The following is a 21370-nucleotide window of genomic DNA, read 5'->3' on the forward strand; positions in this document are numbered from 1 at the left end:
GCTCCTCGCAACGAATCATTGTAGTGTCATTCCAGTCCGCCACGCCTGCCCGCTGTGGCGGGGCGGAGAATCCATCTTCTATTCATTCGGGTATGCCACTGCTCATAGTGGGTTCTAATATGTGGTGCAGGCCAGAGATTTTCGAATCCGCCACAGCGGACGGCCTGCACGAAGACGAAGATGGTTCCCAGCGTGCGCTGGGATGACATTGTGAGGGATTGACATTGTGACGGGAATGATTATGTGGTGTCTGGCGTCTAATCTTGTACCACACTGCTTGCGGTGTGATCTTTATCTTGGCGAATATCGGACGTCAGTCCGCCGCGGCGGGACTGACCTACCAAATATTGTTAGTGTGGTGTCGGGCGCCCCATGCTGGGGATGCTATCCCTCGCCCGACACAAAGAAGACAGTCAGGCTTCCGCCTTCGGCGGACTGGAATGACATTGTGACGGGTTATCCGATATTCGTAGGTCAGTGACCCTTTGGGTCCTGACGTCTTCTTCTTTCGTTCGGGGCCCGCACCAAGTGACCATCAGATTATCCACGACAGGCGAACTTCGGAAGCCTCAGTGCTCACTCCTCGCTTTTCGCTCGAAGTGACCAAGACCCGACGGAACAGAAAAGAAGACAGTCAGGCGGGGGCGCCTGACTGCACGGTGGTATCCCGCTCCGCCGACGGTGGAAATCTTTTCGGCGGGTTCGCGGACGGGCCCGCCCTGCCACAGACTCCCCGCAACGACAGAGAAGAAAATCATCCACTCGCTGGCAGGCACAGGCGGACTTCAAAAGTCACAGCGCTCATCCCACCTGGCATCAAGGAGTCTTCACCTCAGGTAACCAATTTGCCTTGAGATAGGCCACGGCTTCGGCAAAAGTTCTAAACGTGTTGGAGACTTCTTGGGTACGGCCCTTTCGAAACATCTCATTGAGCTGCCTGAACGTGCTTGTGTTGTTCAGTACATAGAGGGACATCTGACAATTGTTTTCCTGCGACCAGATCATGTGTTTGCCAATGATACCGGTAACCTCATCGTACGACGTCTTCCAGTTGCTTAAATCAACGACTTTTGCCCAGGGACGATTAATAAGTTCCAGGCTGGACGACTTAAATTCTTCGTGATAGGCCCGGGCCGTTTCAGCCTTCCACATGCCGAATATTTTTACGTACACGACAGCTTTGTCGGCGTCGACATCTATAGTATAGTCAAAAGAGAAAGCGCTCATAATTAAATCTCACGTCACAACCATTTGGGTAAATGTAAACAATGTAAAGTATTTTTAACACGGGTAATATATGACAACAATGGTCAGAATGCATTAAAAAAAGGAAGATATATCTCAATCTTCCCTGTTTATCCGGTCATGGAGAATTGTTTTCTGATAAACCTAAAATAGCGTATAGCGCATCCTGACAAGAAATCTCCGTCCCGGTGTGGGATAATCTCCATCGGATAAAACGTAGCCGAATTGATCGGGCCGTTTTTTGTCAGTAAGATCATCTCCGGAAATATCAAAGCAAACTTTATTATGTATAGTTAGATTAATGGAGGCGCCAAGTTCATACACGTCCTGAATATATTTATGAGAGCCGTCGAAGAGCCTGATCGATCTTTCATCGGTGTATGTCAAATCAGCATTGACATTCAAAAGTTCAGTAATCACATTACTGACACCGAGCTTCCACTTTACATCCGGCACATAATTAGCCTTTTGATAGCCAGTTTCGTTTTTCACGGTCTGTTCAGCCGTCTGGAAAACTCCGCCGGCATTTATTTCAGTTCGTTTATTTGGAGTCCATCTCACTGACAGGTCTATCCCCGAGGAGCGGAAACGGTCTACGTTGAGGGGGACAGAACGGAATATCAGCGGGTCATAGCTGTATTGTATCAATGATTGGATCGCTTGATAAAACCCCGTCGTCGATATCCGCAGTGATGGATCCAGCAATTCATTGTCGAATGTCAAAATCGTGGTGTGCGAGACTTCCGCTTGCAGTCCGCTATTGCCGGCTGTATAGGCATCATCAACAAACTGATCGGCGATGCTCGGCAGTCGAAAAGCATATCCATGAGCCGCTTTGAGGAAGAGTCCTTTTGTGACGGTATAGATCAAGCCGGCATTATACGATGGCTGGGGACGGCGTCCGTCGACAAACTGACCCCGCCCGCTCAGGTCCAGGGTAATATCATCCCGTAACTCATAGCTGCCGCTTCCCCAGAGGTCAAATTGATCCTGACTTTTTGACCAAAACTGATACGTCTCAAATACGTACGGATTGAAATCCGACAATGGCCGCGATGTTGTTGTCGTGAGTGTAGCGTTCTCGCTTGTGGCGGCGAGCGAACCCGAGAGCCAATCGGTACCAAGGGCAAGCGACAGATTGTTGAATTGCCGCGCCGCTCGAGCGCTGAAGCCGGACGATAGTTTGTCATACAAACTCAATCCGCGAACATCTGCCGAATCGGTATCAAAGGCGCTATCCCCCGGTTCAGGCGTTTCATAGCTGTACGAATAATTGTATAAAGACCGGAAATCCAACCGCTTCTTCTCCCAGAACAAATCAATCTGCGCCTCGCCAATTGCGGGATTGGAATAGCGGTAATGAATATCGGTCGAGCCGTGTTCGTTTATCTGATGATCGAATAAACTGCTTGCCTCGCGGCTTCCGTAGATCGGGATAAAAGCTATGTCAGGCACCGGCCCCGGTGTGCCCAGGCTGTCTTGGAAATATCGCGCAGCGAAAGACATTTGGTGATGACCATTGTGTGAGAGATACTCTGTCCGTAGTCCGGCAATTTTTCTCTGGACCCCTGAGTTCGGCCTGCTGTTGTCGGCCAAAGAATATTCTCCGAAAGCGCTTACACCGACAACGCCAAGCCGTTTCGCGGCATCAATCCGATAATTTCGCAGACCAAAACTGCCTAACCCGCCACTTAACTCAAAGCGATCAACCAGCGCGCTTTTGGGAATAAGATGCACCACTCCGCCTATGGCGTCCGCGCCATAAAATGCCGACTGCGGCCCTTTGAGCAGTTCTATACGCCCGAACTCCTCGCTGCTAAAATCCGAGAGATTGAAGCCTCCCAGTGAATAGTCTTTAACCACTCGTCCATCATAGAGCAAAAGCAGATGCCGATTGAATGTCCCCCAACTTGAAAGCGTGGACACCGAGCCGAATCCGCTCGTTTGACGGATATCAATCCCGCCTATTCCATCGAGAGCCGGAGCCAAATCCGAATGTCTGGCAAGATGTCCCTCACTTACGGAAGTAACAGGCCAGAGGGATTTCTCGGGCGGTCGACCGAAGCGGTTTGCTGTGACTATTATGGAATCAGAAAGTGGTCGTGGATTCGTTGAATCCACTCCTGTCGTGTCCGCCAAAGATCCCTGAGCGCTTTGGAGCAGGACAAATGACGCTAAGAATAAAATGCGCCGCATGATGACCTCCATTGAGAGGCCGACGACGCAAATCTGGTCGCATGTCAAACAGCCCGCGCTGTCGGCATCGAGTGAGAGTTATTGATCCCGGCAGGTTTCCTGACTTGGGCGTCAAACCTCAACGAGCGCCTTCCCTGCCGCTATGGCAAGTGACATAATGCTCCCTGAGTAAGCCTATACAGTAGCGGGGCTGTGACGGATTCACACCGTCTTCCCTATTATCCGTCCAGAATGGACGGCACCGAAATATGTTGAAATGAAATTGCGGGAGATCGAAGATTAAGTCAAGCGGATTTTAGTCCGCAAATAACTTAATGATGGACGTAAATGGTCTTGCCGACGCAATCGATGGTGACCACATGCCCTTTAAGAAACGACGCGCCAAGGATTCCGGCAAGTTTGAGGTGTGACGATTGGAAGTTTTTGAGATCTGACACGACGACAGGCACATCGGTCGAAGCGGCATTCTTGCCAAGCGAGATTGATGAAACTGACTGCAGAGATTCGTCGTCATTTTTTAAGCCCAATTTAATCGCTGTCTCAGGTGAGATGAGGGTATATGATGAACAGAGGTCGACCATCATCTTGCCGGAGCAAGAATCATTGAGCCGGACATCCACAAGAATAAGATGATTGTGTTCTGTGAACGGAATTGCTGTATGACGCGAGTCATGGGTAAACGACGGTTTGCCCATGTGGAGGGCAATAGTGTTCTGGGTGTAATCAACCGTTATGCAATATTTTCTCAAGAGGTCATACCCGATCAAACCATCGGGGTGGTCTCCATCGCTAACATTCGCAAGGGCGTCAATATCAATCGCAAGGGCTGAAAGGTCGATGAGTCGTTCACTGCCGATGTCCAAAGACTGGATTTCCATTGGGGAGGCCGAGGTTCGTCCCGCAACTGAGACTATTGTACGAGGCGTTGGAGAATCGAAGTACGGAAGATTATTTCTCTCCGCAAAACCTTTGTCGATATAGAGCTGGTCGGCTCCGGTATCAAGACCAAAGCGGCCCGTCACCAGACCGTTGAGGATGACATCGACTTCGACAAGTCCCCGCGCATAGCTAAATGGGATAGCTTCGGGGAAAGTTTGTGACGCAGTCATCAATAGACAAGTGAGTAAATAAATAATGGAAACGGGACGGCGAGTAAGTTTTTCCATATTGATCAGTCGGTCAAAGACGGAGAGGGAAATATTTTATAGCGGTCGGATGTCGATCTGAGATACCCCTAACAAGGACATGTCGGGTTCGTCGATCAACCAGGGAGTTAGTCTTTCTTTTTCTCCAAGCGCTTTACCTGTTTATCAAGTCGCCACACAAATGCAAATAAGCCAAACCAGATAACCAGGGTTACAACAAGAGCTACATAGTTATCATCCATTATAATTAATTCCTGGAGTTAGATGTTCCTTAAATTGGGCAAATGGCCAAGAAAACCGCATGAGTATACATGCCGAAATATAACCAGTTCAAGCAATACTACAATGAAATTCATTCCTGCCAGACGAACCTGAACAGCATGATTGATGAAGTGACCATTACAACTATGAAAGAGAACAATACCTGCAGTTCACCGGCTACAAAGGCGAAGCCTTGATTGTCAAGGATCTTCCCCGTCGAGGCAACCAATGCCCAAAGAGGCACGATAAGTAGAGGAAATGCAATTACCGCAAAAAGGGCTCCGCGAGTTGCGGCTCGTGCGATGATAGCGGCCACAAGCGTCGTCGCCGCGCACAACGCCAAGATTCCAGCGAGCAATATGAGAACTAAGAGTCCGGGATTGCCAGTCGAGGCATCTGTGAAGATGAAAAATAGCGGAGTAACCACAAAACCTATTGTGGTCATAAGCAAAAGATTAAAACTGAGTTTACCAAGATACACGGCAAGCGGGTCGGCCACCAGCCTTAAGCCTAGCGCGGTGCCAGCTTCTTCCTCACGCACAAAGGACTGTGACATCCCGGCGATACAAGAGAAGAAAAGAATTATCCAATAAAGTGCCGCGAGTAATTTGGGCGGAAGTTCCGCCTGACCCACCGAAAACGACACCACAACCAACGTTGTCACGCCGAACATGAGAATTGTGCTCAGAGCAGAACGTGACCGCAATTCGAGCCGCACATCTTTTGCGAAAATGCTGAAAGCCCGGCTAAGTAAGCCGGATTTGTTTTGTGGCGGCACGTTCGTCCTCTTGTTCATTTGAAGCAATCACGACAATTCGTGTCTGCTTACTCTGTTCGATTATTCGATAGACCATCTCTTTGCCGCTGGCGTCGAGGTTCGAAGTGGGCTCGTCCAGAAACAGGAAGCCTGGTTTGCGCAACAAAGCGATGGCGAATTTGAGCCGCTGTTTCATGCCAGAAGAGTACTCGCCGACCAGATCAGAACCTCTTCCTTCAAGTCCGACCTGATTCAGAACCCGATTAATTTCCTGACCCTCGACTCGACCGCCCGACACTGTTATGAAAAAGTTTAAATTCTCCTCAGCGGTAAGCGCGTCATAGAGACTAAGGTAGGGGGCGACGAGTGCCGTCTGGGCTCGAAGTTCCTCATCGGCTAAGATATTGTCGTCTGAACTGAAAGTGACCGTTCCTGTAGCCGGGCGGAATTGACGAAGGAGTGTCATGAGAAGGGTAGTTTTGCCGGAGCCGTTTGGTCCGGTGATGATGAAGACTTGTCCGGTCGTAAGCTCGAAGGAAATATCCTGGAACACTTTTCGTACTCCAAAACGCTTGCTCAAATTATCTGCTCTCAATCGGTACATTATCTAAAGAAAAGCTTCCTTGAGTAAAAATGACAATAAAAAAAGAGCGGCTTGCCGCTCAGGCAACAACCGCTCTTGAGGTTCAAATGCTTTGTTCTGTGTTGCTACTTCTGTCCCAGTGGAGTCCCGCCAGTAGGTTTAACCTTATATAGTCGTGTGACGGGCAGTGTGAAACGTGAGCTTTCCGTATCATTTGTGGCAATGGTCAGGGATTCTTTGAATTCCGTCTCAATATTTTCCTTGCGGACAGTCACAATTCCATCCACAGTCGCACCGGCCTTGATAACCGAAGGAAGCTTGACAGTAAAGCTTTTGAAAGATGAATCGACCACAGACAAAGTCAGGTCTTGAGACGATGTATTTGTTATCTTAAATGTTCCCCTCCGTCGCGGCTTTTCATTGAATTGCGAGACATCGAGCGTCAATGGCGCCAGTTGTATCGGCTTGGTGGCAACTGAATCAACGAGCATTTCCGCGTAGATTTTGAGAAACTGTTTTTCCTCAGACGCGTTGGTTGTGATATAGGGACGCTTGGCCACCATCCCGTTCATGCGGCCGGTTGAGAAATTAATCTGCAGTCGGGCGCTATCCCCCGGGGCAATCAATGAATCGGTCAAAAGGGCTTTGGTACAACCGCAGCCGGGGACAACTTCTTTTATATGAAGAGCTTCGTCACCGACAGATTTTATCCAAAAGGCATGGGTCAGCACCGACTGCTGCGGAGTTTTGCCAAAATTAATCGTATCATCCGTGATTTTCACCTTCGGGCCGGCAAACCCCGATGCGGCCAAAAAGCTGATACTAACTGCGGCAATAAGTGATTTCACAACTATATCTCCTCAGAGTTGATGATTACATTTCGGTGGGAATATGTTTTATAGTACATGACATAATTTCTTGTTAAAACACTTCAAAAGGAATCGCTTTATGATGCATCAAGGCAGGTCAGTTGATGGGCTCGAATATCCTTTCCCAGCGTACTTTTTCAAAAAAGTGAATGACATTAAACACAAAAAGCCGCGGCACAGATAACGGATCAGACACCGAGACTCCGGGCGAGGGCTTGGCGTCCTCGTTCCAAGACCAGTGGATGACCATCGCTTCGCCCAGAATGTTCGCCTGCGGAACCGCCCGCCAGTATCTTGAGTCATACGAGTTATCCCGATTATCCCCCATCATAAAATAATGCTTTGGCGGCACAACATACGGCCCAAAATTATCCCGGCTGTTTTCATTGCCCATCCGACGTCCTTGGATAATCGCGCTGCCGTCAATATTGACATCGATAAACTTCGCATGTTCCGGATCGGTGAAACGGGCTCCATTCACAAATAATTCTTTGTCGCGGACTTCTACGGTATCACCGCCGACTGCGACACAGCGTTTGATATATTTGGTCACACCATCGCCGGGGAAAATAAAGATAACAACGTCCCCGGGCACAGGATTGCGAAGGGCGGGCAGACGCCAATCAACAAGCGGAACTTGTGCGCCATAAATAAATTTGTTTGCGAGGAGGAAATCGCCGACGAGCAGGGTGTCTTCCATAGACGCGGTCGGGATTTTATAGGCTTCAACTACCGACGTCTTGATGAGAAGAGCCAAAATAACTGCGATAACGATTTGTTTGATATTGTCCCAAACCGACTCTGCCGTACCCGGTTTGCGGGTTGTTGGTCGAGTACTGGCAGTTTCCGTTTTGACACTTTTCATGAATTACCTTTCAGTTATACCAGCCAAGGCCGGAATTGTTTCCCGTTGTTTTTGGGCTCTTGCTCTAAGCTCGTCAGGTGAATCACATGCCCGTCAGAAAACGCTTTATGTCATTATACGTGACAATCACGATAAGCCCAAGCAGAACAACCATGCCGATTTGTTGAGCCAACCCTCTGGCCTTCATAGAAAGCGGCGAGCCTTTGATTGCTTCGATACCTAAAAATACAAGATGGCCGCCATCGAGGACCGGAATGGGAAGAACATTCAGCACAGCCAGATTTACAGAGAGAAGAGCCATGAAAAAGAAGAGACTAGACGCCCCTTTTTTGGCCTCTTTGCCTGACTGCTGGGCAATGAAAACCGGGCCGCCTATCATGTTGGGCGAGACATCACCCGAGACAAGTTTCTTTATAAATTTTAAGGTCTCCCAGACAATTACATGTGCCGTAGCAAAACCTTCAGACACTGATGTTGCCAGCCCGTAGCTTTCATATCGTACAATTTTCTGTGAAACGCCAATAATGCCTACAGAATCGACGCCGCCTTGCATATTCGGCTGGGGATCTATTTTTGTTACAATCGATTTGGACAGGGTGTCGCTATTTCGGAGCCATGTAATCTGAACCGGTTCAGCAACTTTGGCGTTGACCAGAACCCGCATCGAATCAAAATTATTGACAGGTTTGTCGTCGATGGCAATTATTTCGTCGCCTTCCACAAGTCCCGCTCCTGCGGCAGGTCCGTCTTTGACGACTTCGCCGACAAGAACCCGCTCGGGATCAAAGATAGGTTTGCCGCCGAAATAGAAAATGCCGATCATGAGAACAATTGCCAGGAGATAATTCATGAACGGCCCGGCAATAATTACTGCCGCACGTTGCCCGACGGTTTTCGACATAAACTCGTCATTTGCGCCGGTGGCTTCTTCCTCGGGGCTTTCTCCGGCCATTTTTACAAACCCGCCGAGCGGAATGATACCTATACAGTAGGTGGTCTCGCCGACTTTCTTTGAGACGATATTGGGCGGGAATCCAAGCGAGAACTTCTCTACCCGAATCCCAATTCTTTTAGCAACAAGGAAATGCCCGAGCTCATGAATGAATACGAGAATACCAAGAACAAAAATAAATGCCAATGCCGTTACCATATAACTTTCTCCACTGCCTGTCGTGCCGTCTCTCGTGCTATACGATCCGCTTCGAGAATATCCTCAAGATTTGGATTACTTACCACAACTATTTTATCAACTGTTCGCTGAATCGTTTCTGCAATTTCGGTGAATTTGATTGAACGCTCCAAAAATGCCGCAACTGCTGTCTCATTGGCCGCGCTGTAAATAGCCGGGGCCGTCCCCCCTACTCGCGCCGCCTCGATTCCCATAGCCGCCGCAGGAAAGCGTTTATAATCCGGCGGCTCAAATGTAAGCGACAAACTCTTCTCCCAATTCATTGTACCGTAGTCAGAAACAACCCGCTCAGGCCAAAAAAGCGCGTACGTTATCGGCAGGCGCATATCCGGAATTGACATTTGGGCCATAACCGATGAATCAATAAACTCAACCATGGAATGAACGATTGATTGCGGGTGGATAGCAATAATAACTTTTTCAACCGGGATCGAGAACAAATTCACGGCTTCGATGACCTCAAGTCCCTTGTTTGCCAAAGTGGCGGAATCGATTGTTATTTTTGGTCCCATCTTCCATGTCGGATGCGAGAGCGCTTCTTCGACAGTAATGTCTTCGAACTGGTCTGCGGCCAATGTGCGGAATGGCCCGCCTGATGATGTCAGCACCAGCCTTTTCACACTCGCGATATCATTTCCCCGAAGAGCCTGCCAGATTGCCGAATGCTCGGAATCGATGGGAAGTATCTGCGCTTTTGTCTTTTCAAGTATAGGCCCAAAGAGCGGGCCGCCTGCCACCAGAGATTCCTTGTTCGCCAGTGCAAGCATTCGGCCGGACGAGACTGTCGCGAGCGAGGCTTTTAGCCCTGCCGAGCCGACAATTGCGTTGAGGACAATGTCTACATCCTCAAGCGATGCTAACCCAACCAGATCGTCTTCGCCAGAGAGCACACGAACCGGTTCATCTTTGAGAGCAGACGATACTTTTTTTGTCGCGATGGGGTCGACCAGACAGAGATATTCAGGGCGGAATACGCGGTACTGCTCGACTATCATTTCGGCATTCGAGTATGCCGCAAGAGCGCGCACGATAAATCTGCCCGGATGGGCCGAGATCACTTCAAGCGCCGATTTTCCGATTGAACCGGTTGAGCCGAGGACAACTATTTTGCGTGGATTCATAATTCGTTAAACGACAGTATTAAAGCTCGGTTCCACTCTTTCGGGCATTGTTGCGAATAATAGTAAAGGCGGCACGGTTTCCGCACCGCCTTTCTCATTTCGGTTATATCAGCAGTTTCGAAAAATTACGAAACGCTTACTTCTTGACTGGTTCCCCTTCGGCATCTGAAGCGTAGGCCCGAATAATCATTACCTTTTCGACCGGTTTGGATTTCTCACCGCCATTTCCGACAACGGTTTCGACCTTCTCAATCTTGTGAAGAACATCGTATCCTTTGATGAGATGCCCAAAGACGGTGTATTTCCCATCCAGGAAGGGGGTGCTGGTCAAGCAAATATAGAACTGACTCGAGGCAGAATTTGGGTCCGAAGAACGAGCGGCCGAAAGCGTTCCTTCAAGATGCGGCTCTTGTGAGAACTCGGCATTCAAATTATAGCCCGCCCCGCCTGTTCCGTTGCCAAGAGGGTCGCCGCCCTGAATCATGAAATTAGGCATGATTCTATGGAAGATTGTGCTGTCATAAAAGCCATCGAGGGTTCGCGCGAGAAACGAGTCAGCATGATTCGGGGCGAGGTCGCGGTAGAGTTCGACGGTCATGGAGCCGAAATTGGTTTCGAGCGTTACGAGGTTGTTTTTGGGGGTACGAATTGCGTGGCGTTTATCCGCCAGAGAGTCTGTCATAGTGCCTGTCTCCGCTTTTGCCGGCGTTGTCGCCGTTTTTGTGGTGGTGTTCGTGGTTATGGTGGATCCTTTTTGCGCTGTATCCGAGGCACAAGCCGTCATCACGACACTTAGACAAAAAACAGCCATAGTGGGGATTGTTACTTTTTTAAACATCTGGTTCCTTTCAGAGCCTTGGGATTGAGTTTTCAGGGCGTGAATATACTTTGGCGGAATTCTACTGTCAAGATTTATGGAAGTTCTTAGAAGAATTGGCCTTAAGCAAAAAAATCAAAGAAATTGCGATTAGTGCATTTTTTTGTTGAACTTTTACCCGCTTGTGTTGTTTAGTGTACAACACACGAAAGGAGGTGGTCTTATTCGTACAATTGAAGACTTTAGTGAGGTGACTGATATTTAGTCGCCGCCTCGACAAATTTGGTTGGGGTCTTTGACTAGATAAAACCCAACAGATTCACCGGTCTCGCTAAAAGAGTAGCGAGACTTCTTTTTTTGCCTTTTTTTAGATCTCTATGACTTCAGGCGCTCTCGCCCTGACTGTTCAATCAGAGTGTCGGTCCGCCGCGGCGGACCGACACCACAGGCATCCCCCCATCAGTGTCATTGCCTTCACAATGTCATTCCGGTGCAGGCCGGAATCCAGGGTAAATAGACGTGCAGGCCATCTTCGGACTGCACCACATATTAGAACCCACCGCAAGCAGTGTGGAGGTATGATCCGCTCATAAATAGTCTGGAATTAAATTAGTGCTGTCAGATATCGTCATATAAAAACCCACCCGTTGGGTGGGCTGCATAGAAACCTGTTCAATCAGAGTGTCGGGCATCCGCCGCGGCGGACCGACAGGAATATTTATAACTAAGGCTGGGGATGATAGCTATGATTCAAACCTCGCCCTCGGCCCGGCTTGAACGAACTTTTCTTGAATTCAGGGGATGGCGCGGCAACATTCTCAACCAGATGCATTTCAAAAATGACGCTGTCGGCCGGACGGGCATAGATGGTCAAACCGCGGTTGTCATACTCAAATACCCGTGCCGGCGGCGGTGAATTGTCCACGTAGGTAGTATCTGGCTGGCCAAGCGCATTTATCATCGTGGTATAACCAGATCCGATTCCAACTGAGTCCTCGAGTTTTCCGGTGTACACTGTGTTGACAATAACACCCTGAACCGGTTCGTCATCGTCGGCCTTTATATTTTGATTAGCATCGGTAATGATAACAACAATCCCCAAAGCCGCTTCGTAATTTGCGAACTGAATGTATTGGGTGGGATGTTCGTCATCGGAGGCTGGAGGACCATTGAATGCTTTCACATCCCGATAGAGGTCGGTGAAAAGCACATATTGCCCTTGACCATTGACTCCAGTGATAAGTATGTTCGCCCTGAGCCGGACATTGATAGTATCTTTATTTCTGAGAATACTACGGATTACCGCATGCCCAAGAACGCCGTCAAAGCTATAGCCCAATGTTGCCGTGCCAGACGAATCAGTCCTGAGAGAATCAGCCGTAAGTGTGCCATCCCCTTCAATTAGTAAAAAAAAGAGCCACTGATCGGGAAAGTTTGCGTTGCTGGCATTTTGAGCGGCAAACTTCAACTCCGGCGTAATACCTGATCCGCCCATAACGGCCTTGTACACAGTCCCATTTACCGCAACTATCTGGGTTGGCCCGGTAGACCCATTAGGCGGAGGTTTCGGGTCGTCCCCCCCGCATGAGGTAAGAGCGAGTGCGAACAGAGAAAATGTTAGCTTGAGCGTGTTAATATTCCGCGTCTCCAATATCTACGGTCTGAAATAGTACCGTATACCGCCGCCAATATTAAGAAATTTTGGGTGGTCGTTAAGTCCGGCGAAATGCCACTCATTAATAGACGACAGCGCGAGAAAATTCCCCGTGTTTGGATCTTCCCATACTTTTATATCTGCCCCGAAGTTAAATGTCAATCCAAGATTTGCATCTGACTCGGACTCGAATCCTTTGAGTGTTTGCGCTAACAGGCCAAAATCCACCCCCGCCCCTATATATGGAGCAAAGACCGATTGGACTGGTGAAAGTAGAAAATAATTAATGTCGAAGGTAAGGTCGTATTGATTAAATGACGGCGTACCGACTAAATAAGAGTAAATCACTGAGTCGCCAACATCGGGACCAGTTACATAAAATGTGTCGAGGGTATTGACTTTGGTATAGCGAAAGCCAACTGAGGTCAGCAGCCGGTCGCCCAAAAGCTTGCCGAATGAGAAGTTGAATGTAAACGAAGGATCAAAAACCTTATCGGCATCGAGCCTTACCCGGCGGTCGGTCACATCAGCAAAGTCAATAATCCCGAGGCGGCCATATCTGCCTGTCGGTTGCATGTACCCGCCGCTGAACTCGACTAAATTAAAGGCCCGGGCGACCCGGGTCACTGCTGAGATGTCAGCAACAGACACAAAACACAAAAGCGCTATTGTGGTGAACATTCGAAGATGGAATCGCATAAAGGGTCTCCTCAAGAGCTATTAGAGTCAGTCGTCCTGCTTAAACAACGGCGGAATCATTTTGTTCGTTTGTTAGGCCGATGGTTCTTTCCGGCGAACAATAACAAACGCTATCAGGGCGACAACAAAAAAGATGAGAAGCGCCCAGGCCATACCGCCAAGAGTGTCGATTATCGTCCGATAGATTTCTAACCCCCAATATTCGGCATTCAACACCGGTCTGTGCCAGTCCTCCTGCTCAGGACGTATAAAATCTTCGAGTTTCCATATTTTGACGCCCGATGACACGCCGACAACAAACAGCGCAAACGTCAGAAACTTCCGCCAGGCAATCGAAATATCTTCGCCAATGATTCGCGCAAAGATAGTATCAACCGGCTTGCGAAAAAAGAAGATGACCGAACTCGATACGGCAATTGCAATAAGCAGGGTCACCGCGAGAAGTGTGAGAAATTCCATCTACGTGTATCTCCCTTGCCAGCATCGACGGGCTTCAATGGCGGACGTCAATTTTGCCTGCAAGATTATTAGTACTTGAGAATCTTCAACTGTTCCGTATAAGTGTCCGCTGACTTCTTTAAAGCCGCCTGCTCATCCGCAGTCAGGCTCAATTCGATAATTTTTTCGATTCCCCTTGCGCCGAGGACTACGGGTACGCCGATGTATATATTATTTATTCCGTATTGTCCGGTCAGATGAGCGGACACGCAGACAACCCGTTTCTCATCACTGAAAATAGCTTTGCACATATCTACCGATGCCGCCGCTGGCGCATAAAACGCCGACCCAGTTTTGAGCAGCCGGCCAATTTCACCCCCTCCATCGGTAGCGCGGTCGCAGATGGCTTTAATTCTCTCAGCCGGAATCAACTCGGCAATTGGTATCCCGGAAACCGTCGAATAGCGCGGAAGCGGGACCATGGTGTCCCCGTGGCCGCCGAGCACAAGTGTTTGGGTGTCGGTCATCGCCACCCCGAGTTCCATCGCCACAAAGGCGCGGAAACGAATCGAGTCCAGGACACCGGCCTGCCCCATAACTCGATTGGAAGGAAACCCGGTCACCTTAAAAGCATGATAGGTCATCAGATCAAGCGGATTTGAAACGATTATAACAAAACTATCGGGCGCATATTGCTTGATATTCTTTGCAACCGATCCGACAATGTCGGCATTCATCGTCAACAAATCTTCGCGCGTCATGCCCGGCTTCCGAGGAAAACCGGCGGTCACTATGACAATCGAGACCCCCACTATATCGGCATAATTATTTGTGCCGGTCACGGTCGCATTGTATCCGCGCACAGGTCCGGCCTGAGTCAGATCAAGCGCCTTTCCTTGAGGTACACCCTCGGCAATATCGACCATGACAATGTCGGCAAAATTGGCTTCGGCAAGATACATAGCGCAACTCGCGCCGACATTCCCCGCGCCGATAACGGCAATTTTCTTATTCACACTATCTCCTCAAGACTATTCGAAATTTGTTTATACTCTGTTTCAGAATCAGGAAAAGAAGAAAGCTATTTCCTTTTTAGCGTTGTCGTCTGAGTCGGAGGCATGGACTGAATTCTTCTCAATATCGACACCTATCTCCTGACGAAGTGTCCCGCAAGCGGCTTTGGCGGGATTAGTCGCGCCGATGAGCGCGCGAAGGTCCTCGACTGCGTTTTCTTTCTCCAAAGCCATCGGAACTACCGGCCCTGAGGTCATGAACGCAACAAGCCCGCCGAGAAACGGTTTGCCTTCATGGACGGCATAGAATGTACGCGCCTGACTTGGGGTGAGCCGTATCATTTTCATCTCTGTAACTTTGAAACGGGCTTTTTCGAGACGATTGAGAACATGCCCGATAAGGTTGCGCTCGGTGGCATCAGGTTTTACAATTAACAGTGTTTTGCTCATGTAATAGACTCTCTATGTATGATAGAATTATTTCTTCTTTTGTCTCTTGACGTCTCGCTTGGCTGGTTTACTTTTCTTGGTCACAGTCTTCGAAACAGGCTTTTGTTTCGTCACAGTTCGGGAGGATAACATCGATTTTGAATTGGAGCCTTTTAATTTCGTGGTTATCTCTTTTGACTTCTTCGCCGCAGGTTTTGCCTTCTTAACAACAGCCGATTTCATTGAACGGGATTTATTTGAATTAAAAGTTCTTATTCGGTCTTTAAGCAGTGATGGAATCTCGGTCGGTGATCCGGCGACTGGTACGCCTACTTTATTGAGCGCTTCGATTTTCTCTTTTGCCGTTCCGCTTCCGCCAGCGATAATCGCGCCGGCATGCCCCATTCGTTTTCCGGGCGGAGCCGTTTGACCGGCGATAAATGACACAACCGGTTTTGACATATGTTTACGGATAAACTCTGCGGCCTCTTCCTCTTCGGAACCGCCGATTTCTCCAATGAGGACCACGGATTTGGTAGCGGGATCGGCTTCGAAAGCTTTCAGACAATCAATGAAGCCCGTGCCGTTTACCGGATCGCCTCCGATACCGATACAGGTCGATTGCCCCATACCGGCCTGGGTTAGCGCCCATAGCGCTTCGTAGGTGAGCGTTCCCGAGCGCGACACAAGTCCCACCCCGCCAGCCTTGACAATATTCCCGGGTAGAATTCCGACTTTGCACTGGCCGGGTGTGATAAGTCCGGGACAGTTGCCACCGATAAGCCGCGACCCATGTTTCTTTACATACGGCACGACTTTCATCATGTCATTTGCCGGAATGCCTTCGGTAATGCAGACAACAAGTGAGATCGACGAATCGACAGCCTCATAAATAGCATCGACTGCGAACGGCGGCGGAACATAGATGACCGAAGTGTTTGCTTTGGTTTTGGCTACCGCTTCCTCCATTGTGTTAAAAACCGGAATGCCGGCTACCGACGATCCGCCTTTGCCGGGCGTCACGCCTCCAACTACATTCGTACCATATTTTTTCATCTGCTCGGCGTGGAATGAGCCATCGCGGCCTGTTATCCCCTGTACAAGCAACCGGGTACTTTTATCGATAAATATAGCCATGTCGTTCAGTAGCCTTCGCTTTCAGTATACATAAAGTTCATGCCGCCACTCCAGCGAGTTCAATCGTTTTCTTGACGCCTTCGTCGAGCGTCTGGGCAGTAGTGAGATTGACCGAAGATAAAATCTTGCGTGCTTCGGCTTCGTTCGTCCCGGTGAGTCTCACCACAATCGGCAACTGCGGTTTGAGTTCCTCATAAGCCGTAATGAGTCCGCGAGCGACATCATCACAGCGGGTTATGCCGCCGAATATATTTATAAGAATTGCTTTCACTTTCGGGTCGGATAAAATAATCTGCATTGCAGACACGACTTTTTTTGGATTGGATGACCCGCCGATATCCAGAAAATTCGCCGGTTCGCCCCCATAGCGTTTGATAAGGTCCATCGTCGCCATCGCCAATCCCGCGCCGTTGACCATACAGCCGATATTTCCATCGAGCTTCACAAAAGATAAATCCGCTGCTCGCGCTTTGGTCTCGCTTGGATCCTCCGCATCTGGATCGCGCATCTCCGCAATCGCCTGCTGGCGGTAAAGGGCGTTATCGTCAATAACAAGTTTGGCATCAAGCGCGATAACTTTCCCGCCGGGAGTTGTTACCAACGGATTGATTTCAATAAGTGTGGCATCGGTCTGCCAGTACAAATCATAGAGCTTTTTTATGATCGATGCGGCTTGCTGGACATGTAAAATGTCGCGATACAATTTATAGGCAAGGTTGCGTGTTTGGTAAGGGCGAAGACCCTCGTTGGGGTCGACATAAAGTTTGTGGATTTTCTCCGGCGTCTTGGCCGCCACTTCTTCAATATCAATTCCCCCGGCGGCGGAGACCATGATGACCGGCTTCTTGCTGGCCCTATCCTGAATGATTCCAATATAGGCCTCGGAGAGAATATCTTCGGCGACTGTTACAAGCACTTTCTTCACCGGAAGGCCGTTGATTTCCATTCCCAAAATTGACTGAGCCAACACATGGGCTGATTCGGCATTCTCGGCATATTTGATGCCGCCAGCCTTGCCCCGTCCTCCGGTATGAACCTGCGCCTTGACCATCACTGGTTTATAAAATCGTTTTGCTATAGCGGTTGCATCGGCGGCATTGAAGGCAACTTCACCGAGCGGAACCGGAATTCCGGCGGCTGCAAAGAGCTCCTTGGCCTGATACTCATGGACTTTCATTGATCTTTTTCCTCTATATCTTTTCGAGCGTCATTGCTTGGTGGTTCGCTAAAATATTCTCGCGCGTACCGAGACAGAATCTCTTTTGTATTTTCTTCCGGCTCATCAAGCACCTTCTCCAGAAGAAAGTTGAGTATCTTTCCAACCATCGGGCCGGGAGGGATATCGAACATCTCCATGACGTCGGTTCCTGTGAGGGCAAGATCGCCCAATCCGAACGGCGGTTTCTTGGCAAGCTCTGCGCGGATATTGGCCTCGAAAATATCCACATCTTCGGTCTTTCCGCCCATCCCTTGCGCGACAACATCGGCGCGACGCAGGTTCAGCAGATCGAAAATCAGGTCGACTCCGACCCGTTTGACGAGTCGTCGCAAGCCTTTGTCGCTCACATCGGTGGTAAACATATGCCGTTCGACAAGCGTTGTCACCTCTTTGTTCAACTCTTTTGAGAAGCGAAGCCGATCCATGACATTTCGCGCTGTTTTCGCGCCGAGCGTTTCATGGCCATAGAATGTGCAGCCGTCATCGACCAGTCGTTTCGCTTGAGGCTTATTTATGTCATGAAAGAGAGCAGCTAATCGTAAACCAAGGCTCGGTTTGGCAGAATCGATACACTGCAATGTGTGCTCGAAGACATCATATTTGTGATACCCACCCGGCTGTGTGACACCCACACAAGCTTCAAGCTCCGGTAGAATATATTGTAGCAACCCACTGTTGCGCATAAGTCTAAAACCAATAGAAGGAGCTTCGGCCTGAACCAAAAGCTTAGTCAATTCGTCAGCAATTCGCTCAGCGGAGACCGATAAGATTAGCGCGGCATGGGTACGAAGTGCCTCGAAGGTACCGACCTCGATTTGGAAATTGAACCGCGCGGCAAATTGAATCGCGCGAAGCATTCTCAGCGGATCTTCTTCAAAAGAGCGGGGCGAAGTCATGCGCAGAATTTTATTTTCTAAATCAACCATCCCGCCAAACGGGTCGATCAGTTCATCGGTATCGAGCGCAAGAGCCATAGCATTAATAGTAAAATCGCGGCGAGCTAAATCGTCTTCAACTGGCAGTGATGGATTAAAATTCACATCAAAATCTTTATGCCCTATACCAGTTGAGTGTTCTTTTCTCGGCAGAGAAATATCGAATGTGTATGCGGTCTCGCGCCGAAACTCGGTGAATTTTATAACCCCAAAACTCCGCCCAACCAAATCAACGCGACCGTGCTCTTTGAGTATTCGGGTGAGTTCATCGTAGGGCACGCCAGTTACAAGATAGTCGCGGTCTTTTGTTGCATTGGCCTTACTCAAATAACGGTCACGCACAGCCCCGCCGACCTCGTAGACCCGTCCGCGGGCAAGGATGTTATCTATTGTATCGCGAGAGAGAGTGCACATCATACGGTCTGTCTGTTCGGGACAATTGTGGTTCCGGCTTCGCCGTTGATGGCGCGGCGGGCGTTTTGGAAAGAAGTAATGATAACACTTTCTCCGCCGCTCTCAAGAAACTTTATTGCGGCTTTAATTTTGGGTCCCATTGATCCGGCCGGAAAATGCCCTTGGTCGAAGTAGCCCTTAATCTCATCGAGGGTACAGAGGTCGAGTTCCTTCTGATCTGGTTTTCCATAATTGAGCGCGACTTTTTCAACCGCAGTCAAAATACACAATATCTCAGCGCCAATTTCTCGACCGAGCACAGCCGATGCGAGGTCTTTGTCAATGACGGCATCGAGGCCTTCAAGGTTACCGCTTGCATCGATATAGACCGGTACTCCCCCCCCGCCTCCTGCAATTACAATTGTGCCATCCTCGACCAGCGCCTTAATGGTGCCGCCTTCGACCGCACGGATCGGCATCGGCGATGGCACCACCCTGCGCCAGCCGCGGCTTCCGTCCTGTTTCATCGCCCAACCGCGGGACTGTTGAAGATCGCGCGCTTCAGATTCGCTGTAAAACTGACCGATATATTTGCTCGGGTTGTCAACAGCCGGATCATGTTCATCGACAATTATCTGGGTGATGATTGTCACCACCGGCCGGTCGATATTTTCTCTGCGAAGCCGGTTCTGAAGAGACTGTTCTATCATATATCCCATGCCGCCTTCGGTATCGGCCACGAGCACACCGAGAGGAAGGATAGGCGCTTTGCCGCGCGAAAGTTCGATACGAAGCAGCGCGTTGCCGACCTGAGGACCATTTCCGTGCGAAATGAGCAGATTATAGCCATCACGGGCAAGTTCAATAATCCCATCCAGCGATGAACGGGTATTGGCAAACTGATTGGTGATGGTATCTTCCTGACCCGGGAGGGAAATCGCATTTCCTCCGAGAGCAAGCACTGCTGTTTTCTTTCGTGTCATACGGCTTCGTTTGGTTTTTAATTCACCCACGAAAATCCTTTATTTCTTAGCCTGTCTCTTGCTCCGCGATCCATTCCCTCCAAGAAATTTTTCAAGCACCGTGTTCAGATTTGGTGTGCCGATTTCCTGGAGGTCATAATACACTCTCAATACCGGCTTCTTGATGTTAATGAGCTTGCTCAAATCAATTGGCGTCGCAATCAACACTAAATCGCACTTAGTTTTGTTGATGGTTTCTTCAAGGTCTTTCATCTGACTGTCTCCGTAGCCCATCGCCGGTAGGAGCGTTCCTATATTAGGATATTTCTCAAACGTGGCAGTAATCGATTTGACGGTGTATGGTCGTGGGTCAACAAGTCCTGCCGCGCCAAAACGTCTGGCCGCCACCACACCTGCGCCATAGACCATCTCACCATGAGTGAGAGTCGGGCCGTCTTCAACCACAAGAACCTGCTTGCCGCGAATCATCTCCGACCGGTCGACAGAAATCGGGGATGCGGCTTCGATTATGACTGCCTTCGGGTTGTATTTTAAAATGTTATTTCGAACGATTTGCACATTGTCAGGTGTGGCAGAATCTATCTTGTTGATAACACAGACATCAGCCATGAGCAGATTATTCTCGCCCGGATAATAGGTAAGTTCATGCCCCGGCCGGTGCGGATCTACAACTGTGATGTGCAAGTCCGGTTTGTAGAAAGGCATATCATTGTTGCCGCCGTCCCAGAGAATGATATCGGCCTCGCGTTCGGCTTCACGGATAATGACTTCGTAATCGACTCCGCAATAGACCGTCACACCGCTTGCGATATGCGGCTCAAACTCTTCGCGCTCTTCAATAGTGCAATTATACTTGTCCAAATCCTTCATGGTCGCAAAGCGCATGCAAACCTGCTTGGTAAGGTCACCGTAAGGCATAGGGTGGCGAATTGCCACAACCTTTTTGCCCATTGATTGCAGAACCTGCGCAACTTTACGCGTCGTCTGCGATTTCCCGCTTCCGGTACGCACCGCGCAGACAGCGACTACTGGTTTCTTTGATGTAATCATCGTCGGACGGCCACCCTCAAGGGCGAATCGCGCGCCGGCGGCCATTACATGGGCGGCCTTGTCCATGACGTACTGGTGCGAGACGTCGGAATATGAGAACACTACTTCTTCAACTTCGTGCTTCGCAATTAATGAGAGCAATTCTGACTCATCGTAAATGGAAATACCCTTCGGGTAAAGTTTACCAGCAAGCGCAGCCGGGTATTTGCGTCCGGTAATGTCCGGAATCTGGGTTGCTGTGAAAGCGACTACTTCAACGGTGTTGTTGTCGCGGTAAAGTGTGTTAAAGTTATGAAAGTCGCGTCCTGCGGCACCCATAATAATCATTTTTCTTCGATTGGCCATACTGTTTCCTGTATCAATTTTAGTGTT

At 49.3% G+C, this 21370-nt stretch carries 20 protein-coding genes, 1 pseudogene and 1 riboswitch; of the genes and pseudogenes, 1 reads left to right on the forward strand and 20 read right to left on the reverse strand.

Features of this window, described 5'->3' with window-relative positions:
- Positions 1 to 206 (forward strand): hypothetical protein (locus SGI97_08570; GenBank protein ID MDZ4723939.1); only part of this gene is annotated, 206 nt, incomplete at its 5' end.
- Positions 207 to 816: 610 nt separating this feature from the next.
- On the opposite strand, the gene SGI97_08575 is transcribed toward SGI97_08570, so the two are convergent.
- From SGI97_08575 to SGI97_08670, 20 genes and pseudogenes are all read right to left on the reverse strand, one after another.
- A complete protein-coding gene (locus tag SGI97_08575) occupies positions 817 to 1227 on the reverse strand; it encodes a hypothetical protein (protein MDZ4723940.1) in 411 nt (136 codons plus the stop codon).
- A gap of 162 nt (positions 1228 to 1389) precedes the next feature.
- Complete coding sequence (locus tag SGI97_08580; protein ID MDZ4723941.1) at positions 1390 to 3441, reverse strand: TonB-dependent receptor; 2052 nt, start codon at positions 3439 to 3441, stop codon at positions 1390 to 1392.
- Between the two features lie 71 nt (positions 3442 to 3512).
- A riboswitch (cobalamin riboswitch) is annotated at positions 3513 to 3702 on the reverse strand.
- A 50-nt stretch (positions 3703 to 3752) separates the two neighbouring features.
- Entirely contained in the window at positions 3753 to 4607 is an 855-nt protein-coding gene (locus tag SGI97_08585; GenBank protein ID MDZ4723942.1) for a retropepsin-like aspartic protease, read from the reverse strand.
- 331 nt (positions 4608 to 4938) lie between these two features.
- Positions 4939 to 5625 (reverse strand): heme exporter protein CcmB, encoded by a 687-nt coding sequence (locus SGI97_08590; GenBank protein MDZ4723943.1) that lies wholly within the window; start codon positions 5623 to 5625, stop codon positions 4939 to 4941.
- Positions 5594 to 6208, reverse strand: coding sequence for an ABC transporter ATP-binding protein (locus SGI97_08595; GenBank protein ID MDZ4723944.1), 615 nt, complete (start codon positions 6206 to 6208; stop codon positions 5594 to 5596). Before SGI97_08595 ends, SGI97_08590 begins: the two co-directional genes overlap by 32 nt.
- Before the next feature lie 104 nt (positions 6209 to 6312).
- Positions 6313 to 7035 (reverse strand): DUF1573 domain-containing protein, encoded by a 723-nt coding sequence (locus tag SGI97_08600; GenBank protein MDZ4723945.1) that lies wholly within the window; start codon positions 7033 to 7035, stop codon positions 6313 to 6315.
- Positions 7036 to 7153: 118 nt separating this feature from the next.
- Positions 7154 to 7921, reverse strand: coding sequence for a signal peptidase I (gene lepB, locus SGI97_08605; protein MDZ4723946.1), 768 nt, complete (start codon positions 7919 to 7921; stop codon positions 7154 to 7156).
- 82 nt (positions 7922 to 8003) lie between these two features.
- The gene (gene rseP, locus SGI97_08610) at positions 8004 to 9071 is read right to left on the reverse strand and encodes an RIP metalloprotease RseP (protein ID MDZ4723947.1); all 1068 of its coding nucleotides are present in this window, start codon (positions 9069 to 9071) and stop codon (positions 8004 to 8006) included.
- Positions 9065 to 10231 (reverse strand): 1-deoxy-D-xylulose-5-phosphate reductoisomerase, encoded by a 1167-nt coding sequence (dxr, locus tag SGI97_08615; protein MDZ4723948.1) that lies wholly within the window; start codon positions 10229 to 10231, stop codon positions 9065 to 9067. The genes rseP and dxr overlap by 7 nt, the downstream gene beginning before the upstream one ends.
- 136 nt (positions 10232 to 10367) lie before the next feature.
- Positions 10368 to 11069, reverse strand: a complete 702-nt coding sequence (locus SGI97_08620) for a peptidylprolyl isomerase (protein MDZ4723949.1) — start codon at positions 11067 to 11069, stop codon at positions 10368 to 10370.
- 703 nt (positions 11070 to 11772) lie between these two features.
- Positions 11773 to 12699: a hypothetical protein gene (locus tag SGI97_08625; protein ID MDZ4723950.1), complete on the reverse strand. Its 927-nt coding sequence runs from the start codon at positions 12697 to 12699 to the stop codon at positions 11773 to 11775.
- A gap of 3 nt (positions 12700 to 12702) precedes the next feature.
- Entirely contained in the window at positions 12703 to 13401 is a 699-nt protein-coding gene (locus SGI97_08630; GenBank protein ID MDZ4723951.1) for a hypothetical protein, read from the reverse strand.
- 72 nt (positions 13402 to 13473) lie between these two features.
- Positions 13474 to 13860 carry a hypothetical protein gene (locus tag SGI97_08635; GenBank protein MDZ4723952.1) on the reverse strand — a complete coding sequence of 129 codons (387 nt, stop codon included), beginning with the start codon at positions 13858 to 13860 and terminating at the stop codon, positions 13474 to 13476.
- 68 nt (positions 13861 to 13928) lie between these two features.
- Complete coding sequence (gene mdh, locus SGI97_08640; GenBank protein MDZ4723953.1) at positions 13929 to 14855, reverse strand: malate dehydrogenase; 927 nt, start codon at positions 14853 to 14855, stop codon at positions 13929 to 13931.
- A 48-nt stretch (positions 14856 to 14903) separates the two neighbouring features.
- On the reverse strand, positions 14904 to 15302 hold the full coding sequence (ndk, locus tag SGI97_08645; GenBank protein MDZ4723954.1) for a nucleoside-diphosphate kinase: 399 nt from the start codon (positions 15300 to 15302) through the stop codon (positions 14904 to 14906).
- 252 nt (positions 15303 to 15554) lie between these two features.
- Positions 15555 to 16418, reverse strand: a pseudogene (gene sucD, locus SGI97_08650) (succinate--CoA ligase subunit alpha).
- Positions 16419 to 16455: 37 nt separating this feature from the next.
- Complete coding sequence (gene sucC, locus SGI97_08655; protein MDZ4723955.1) at positions 16456 to 17595, reverse strand: ADP-forming succinate--CoA ligase subunit beta; 1140 nt, start codon at positions 17593 to 17595, stop codon at positions 16456 to 16458.
- Entirely contained in the window at positions 17592 to 18989 is a 1398-nt protein-coding gene (locus SGI97_08660) for an HDIG domain-containing protein (GenBank protein ID MDZ4723956.1), read from the reverse strand. The genes sucC and SGI97_08660 overlap by 4 nt, the downstream gene beginning before the upstream one ends.
- Positions 18986 to 19948, reverse strand: a complete 963-nt coding sequence (gene arcC / locus SGI97_08665; protein ID MDZ4723957.1) for a carbamate kinase — start codon at positions 19946 to 19948, stop codon at positions 18986 to 18988. Before arcC ends, SGI97_08660 begins: the two co-directional genes overlap by 4 nt.
- Positions 19949 to 19987: 39 nt before the next feature.
- On the reverse strand, positions 19988 to 21343 hold the full coding sequence (locus SGI97_08670) for a cyclic 2,3-diphosphoglycerate synthase (protein ID MDZ4723958.1): 1356 nt from the start codon (positions 21341 to 21343) through the stop codon (positions 19988 to 19990).
- Positions 21344 to 21370: the final 27 nt, after the last annotated feature.

It is taken from the genome of Candidatus Zixiibacteriota bacterium, assembly GCA_034439475.1.
Taxonomy (GTDB): Bacteria; Zixibacteria; MSB-5A5; order GN15; family FEB-12; genus JAWXAN01.

What these genes read in the sequence shown, in the direction of transcription:
- SGI97_08575 (MDZ4723940.1), bottom strand. Translation starts at nt 1,227, where the DNA reads ATGAGCGCTTTCTCTTTTGACTATACTATAGATGTCGACGCCGACAAA.
- SGI97_08580 (MDZ4723941.1), bottom strand. Translation starts at nt 3,441, where the DNA reads ATGCGGCGCATTTTATTCTTAGCGTCATTTGTCCTGCTCCAAAGCGCT.
- SGI97_08585 (MDZ4723942.1), bottom strand. Translation starts at nt 4,607, where the DNA reads ATGGAAAAACTTACTCGCCGTCCCGTTTCCATTATTTATTTACTCACT.
- SGI97_08595 (MDZ4723944.1), bottom strand. Translation starts at nt 6,208, where the DNA reads ATGTACCGATTGAGAGCAGATAATTTGAGCAAGCGTTTTGGAGTACGA.
- lepB (MDZ4723946.1), bottom strand. Translation starts at nt 7,921, where the DNA reads ATGAAAAGTGTCAAAACGGAAACTGCCAGTACTCGACCAACAACCCGC.
- rseP (MDZ4723947.1), bottom strand. Translation starts at nt 9,071, where the DNA reads ATGGTAACGGCATTGGCATTTATTTTTGTTCTTGGTATTCTCGTATTC.
- dxr (MDZ4723948.1), bottom strand. Translation starts at nt 10,231, where the DNA reads ATGAATCCACGCAAAATAGTTGTCCTCGGCTCAACCGGTTCAATCGGA.
- SGI97_08620 (MDZ4723949.1), bottom strand. Translation starts at nt 11,069, where the DNA reads ATGTTTAAAAAAGTAACAATCCCCACTATGGCTGTTTTTTGTCTAAGT.
- SGI97_08630 (MDZ4723951.1), bottom strand. Translation starts at nt 13,401, where the DNA reads ATGCGATTCCATCTTCGAATGTTCACCACAATAGCGCTTTTGTGTTTT.
- SGI97_08635 (MDZ4723952.1), bottom strand. Translation starts at nt 13,860, where the DNA reads ATGGAATTTCTCACACTTCTCGCGGTGACCCTGCTTATTGCAATTGCC.
- ndk (MDZ4723954.1), bottom strand. Translation starts at nt 15,302, where the DNA reads ATGAGCAAAACACTGTTAATTGTAAAACCTGATGCCACCGAGCGCAAC.
- sucC (MDZ4723955.1), bottom strand. Translation starts at nt 17,595, where the DNA reads ATGAAAGTCCATGAGTATCAGGCCAAGGAGCTCTTTGCAGCCGCCGGA.
- SGI97_08660 (MDZ4723956.1), bottom strand. Translation starts at nt 18,989, where the DNA reads ATGATGTGCACTCTCTCTCGCGATACAATAGATAACATCCTTGCCCGC.
- arcC (MDZ4723957.1), bottom strand. Translation starts at nt 19,948, where the DNA reads ATGACACGAAAGAAAACAGCAGTGCTTGCTCTCGGAGGAAATGCGATT.
- SGI97_08670 (MDZ4723958.1), bottom strand. Translation starts at nt 21,343, where the DNA reads ATGGCCAATCGAAGAAAAATGATTATTATGGGTGCCGCAGGACGCGAC.